Source organism: Lentiprolixibacter sp. (assembly GCF_982873095.1).
The window spans coordinates 13,829-17,903 of sequence record NZ_CEYNTP010000026.1; the positions used below are offsets into that span (position 1 = coordinate 13,829).

The following is a 4,075-nucleotide window of genomic DNA, read 5'->3' on the forward strand; positions in this document are numbered from 1 at the left end:
AGGCAAAGGGCGAGTATGGGAAACAGTTTTTTCATCTAGAACTTGAAATTATAGGTTATTGCGGGAACTATCCCAAAAATTGAGGTCCTGACCGCTTCATTTACTCCGGTATCCTGGTTACGCCTAAAATTGATCGAAGCAGCATTTCGCCGGTTGTAGACGTTATAAATACTGAACACCCATTCGGCTTTCCAGTTCCTGCCGGTATTTTTCCTTGGGGTAAGTGTTGCCGATACGTCCAACCTGTGATAATCCGGCAGGCGTTCTTTATTCCGGAGACCGTAATAGGGTATGGTGATGCCCTGGAACTCAAATTGCCCGATCGGGTAATTCGTGGGTTGTCCCGTCTGGAAAATAAAATTGGTGTTAAATCGCCATTTTTTGTTCAATTCGTAATTCCCATATACCGCGATATCATGGGTTTTATCAAAAGGGGTATTGTACCATTCCCCTTGGTTGATGCCAGTTTCCTGGTTCGTGCGTCCGTTGTCAAAGGCAAGCTCCCGGCCCGGGGTCCGCTGCTCGGAGCGGGATAATGTATAGGATAGCCAGCCGTTAAACCGCCCCTCATTCTTGCGGAAGAGGATTTCCCAGCCATAGGCCCGTGCTTGCCCATTAAGGATCACCTGTTCAATGGCATTGTTGGCAATGAGGTTGGCCCCGTCTATATAATCGATACGGTTCTGGATGTCCTTGTAGTATACTTCGGTTTCGAAGGTGTAGTCTCCCCCTTTAATATTCCGGAAATACCCGAGGGCATACTGGTCCAGCAACTGCGGTTTTACAAAGGGCCCGCTAGGGGTCCAAACATCCAATGGGGTAGGGGAGCTGGTATTGGAAAGCAAATGCAGGTACTGGGCAATCCGGGTGTAGCTCGCCTTTATGGAATTGTCTTCATTCAATGTATAAGATAGTGCCACCCGGGGTTCCAGGTTGCTAAAATCAGCAAGGTTGGCTCCGCGTCCGGGGTTGACCACCTCTATGGGTTCTGCTTCCTGGTAGGTAAGGGTGAAGGGGTCAAAAATAACAGGGTTGTTGTTGAGGTAGACGTTGAGTTCGTCCTGGCCCAAACGAAGAAAATGACTGAAGCGCAGGCCGTATTGCAGGCTCAGCTTGTCCGAAATATTGTGTTCCACATCCACATAGGCAGCAAATTCATTGGCGTACTTTTCGATGAGCTGCTCTTCCAGGATTCCCGAGTCCGGGCTATTCGGGACAATCTTTCCGGGATTGAAACGGTAGTAAATATTATTGAGTCCGTAGTTGATTTGCAGATTGTCGCTCAGGTAGTGCTTGAGGTCGTATTTGATGTTAAAATTCTGTATACCCGAATCCCACTCAAAGCCGACAAAATCGAGTTCCAGGCCATAAAAGTAATCCGAGTAGATCAGGGAAAGGTTGGAAAACAGCTTATCCGAAAACAGGTGGTTCCAGCGGAAATTAAATACGGCATTCCCGTAGATGTTCACAAAGTTGTCACTGATACTGAACAGGTCGCGCCCAAAATACCCGGAGAGGAAGATATTGTTCCGTTCATTGATCCGGTAATTGAGCTTGGTATTCAGGTCATAGAAATACGCCTTGTTGTCTATGTCAAATAAGGGCAGGAACAGATGTGCATACGAAGCGCGCCCCCCTACGAGGAAAGCCGCACGGTCTTTGATAATAGGGCCTTCGGCAAGTACCCTGCTGGCTACTGCTCCAATGCCCCCGCTCACCTTAAACTCCCTGCTGTTGCCCTCCTTCTGGAAGATTTCCAGAACTGAGGAAACACGGCCCCCATAGCGGGAGGGGATCCCCCCTTTGAACAACTTAACATCCTTAATAGCATCCGGGTTAAATACGGAAAAGAACCCAAATAAATGGGAAGAATTAAAGATAGTGGCCTCGTCCAAAAGGATCAGGTTCTGATCAGCGGCACCGCCCCTCACGTTGAAACCTGAGGAGCTTTCCCCGGCATTGGTCACCCCGGGCAGCAGTAGGATGGACTTGATAACATCGGCCTCACCTAGGACCACCGGAATTTGCTTTATGGTTTGCACGGCAAGGGTATTGACACTCATTTGAGGTTTTCGGATGTTGAGTTTTTCCACATCCTCCGTAAGGGTAACTTCCTCTAGTTCCTCGGCCTGTTCTACCATCTGGAAATTGATCTGTTGATCCCGGTTAAAGGTAATGTTCCGGCGCACGTCCTGGAATCCGAGATAGGAAATCTGAATTTCGTACTCCCCTTCAGGAAGGGTCAGGGAGTAAAATCCATATTCGTTTGTAGTCACCCCGGTACGCAAGGAGGGCACGGCAAGGGTAACCCCTATCAGGGTCTCATTACTGGAGGCCTCGGTAATGGTACCACTAAGGGTATACTTTTTTTGTGAGAATAATAGAGAAGTGCTGAGTAAAGCAAAAAGCAGAAGTGTCTGCTTAAAACGGTGGAACATACGGCTGATTTTCCCTAAAATTAAAGATATTCAGGGAACCGGGAACTTTATTAACACATCTTTAGTGCTCTCCTGGATGGATCACAGTTGGTCCAGGATCTGGTTCAGGCTGGCACTCGGGCGCATCGCCTTCCCTACCTGAAGTTCATCCGGAAGATAGTACCCCCCAATATCCTGTGGTTTCCCCTGTGCATGAAGGAGTTCACTTAGGATTACTTCCTTCCGGGATTCCATTTGCCTGAAAATACCGGTAAAAAGCTGCTGCATCTCCTTGTCTTTTGATTGCCTGGAAAGTGCTTCAGCCCAGTAAAAGGCCAGGTAAAAATGGCTGCCGCGGGTATCGAGTTCCCCTACTTTGCGGGAAGGTGAGCGATCTTCTTGCAAGAATTTTTCAGTAGCTTCATCCAGGGCATCCGCGAGCACCCTTGCTTTTGCATTCTCGTATTTTTCACCGTAAAAATCCAGGGATACGGCGAGGGCCAGGAATTCTCCTAAGGAGTCCCACCTCAGGTGACCTTCTTCCAGAAATTGCTCCACGTGTTTTGGGGCCGATCCTCCGGCTCCGGTTTCAAATAATCCACCACCGTTCATCAGGGGAACGATGGAAAGCATCTTTGCGCTGGTACCTACTTCCAGAATAGGGAAGAGGTCGGTCAGATAATCCCTGAGCACGTTACCCGATACAGAGATGGTATCTTTCCCTTCTTTTATCCTTTTCAGCGTGCGCAGGGTGGCTTCGACAGGACTACAGATCTGAAGGTCTAGACCTTCTGTATCCAGTTCTCCCAGGTAGGTGTTTACCTTTTTGATCAGTTCGGCATCGTGTGCCCGGTTCGCATCCAGCCAAAAGATGGCCGGGGTTGCAGACGTACGGGCCCGCTTAACCGCTAAATTTACCCAGTCCCTAACCGGGGCATCCTTCACCTGGCACATCCTCCAGATATCTCCCTCCTGCACTTCGTGCTGGATCAAAACAGAACCGGATCGGGCATCCACTACCTGCACTATCCCTGCTTCGGAGATCTCAAAAGTTTTATCGTGTGAACCGTACTCTTCGGCTTTCTGGGCCATCAGGCCCACATTGGGTACGGTCCCCATGGTTGTAGGATCAAAGGCCCCGTGCTCTTTACAGAAATCTATGGTGGCCTGGTATATCCCAGCATAGCTGCTATCGGGGATAACGGCCTTGGTATCCTGTGGGTTGCCCTGGGCATTCCACATTTGTCCCGAATTTCGGATCATCGCCGGCATCGAAGCATCTATGATGATGTCGCTGGGTACATGCAGGTTGGTAATGCCCTTATCAGAATTCACCATGGCCAGATCGGGTCCGTCCTCAATGGCTGTTTGCAGAGCCGCTACAATTTCCTGACGCTCGCCTTCCGGAAGTGTACTGAGTTTATCGTACATAATCTCAAGTCCTTCCCTGGAATTGATCCCAAGGGATTCAAAAGTAGCTGCGTATTTGTCAAATACAGGCCTGAAATAGGTTTCCACTACATGTCCAAAGATGATGGGGTCAGACACCTTCATCATGGTTGCCTTGAGGTGTACAGAGAACAGGGTGCCTTTTTTCCTGGCATCCTCGACCTGATTTTGCAAAAATTCCAGCAAGGCTTTTTTCCGCAGAACGGTGG

Annotated in this window: 2 protein-coding genes; both read right to left on the bottom strand. The window is 49.1% G+C overall.

Annotation, left to right across the window (positions count from 1 at the left end):
- Nucleotides 1–35: 35 nt before the first annotated feature.
- Entirely contained in the window at nt 36–2,438 is a 2,403-nt protein-coding gene (locus AC4E7D_RS03280) for a TonB-dependent receptor (protein ID WP_490172378.1), read from the bottom strand.
- 81 nt (nt 2,439–2,519) lie between these two features.
- The coding region (locus tag AC4E7D_RS03285; RefSeq protein ID WP_490172379.1) for an NADP-dependent isocitrate dehydrogenase at nt 2,520–4,075 on the bottom strand (1,556 nt) is incomplete at its 5' end.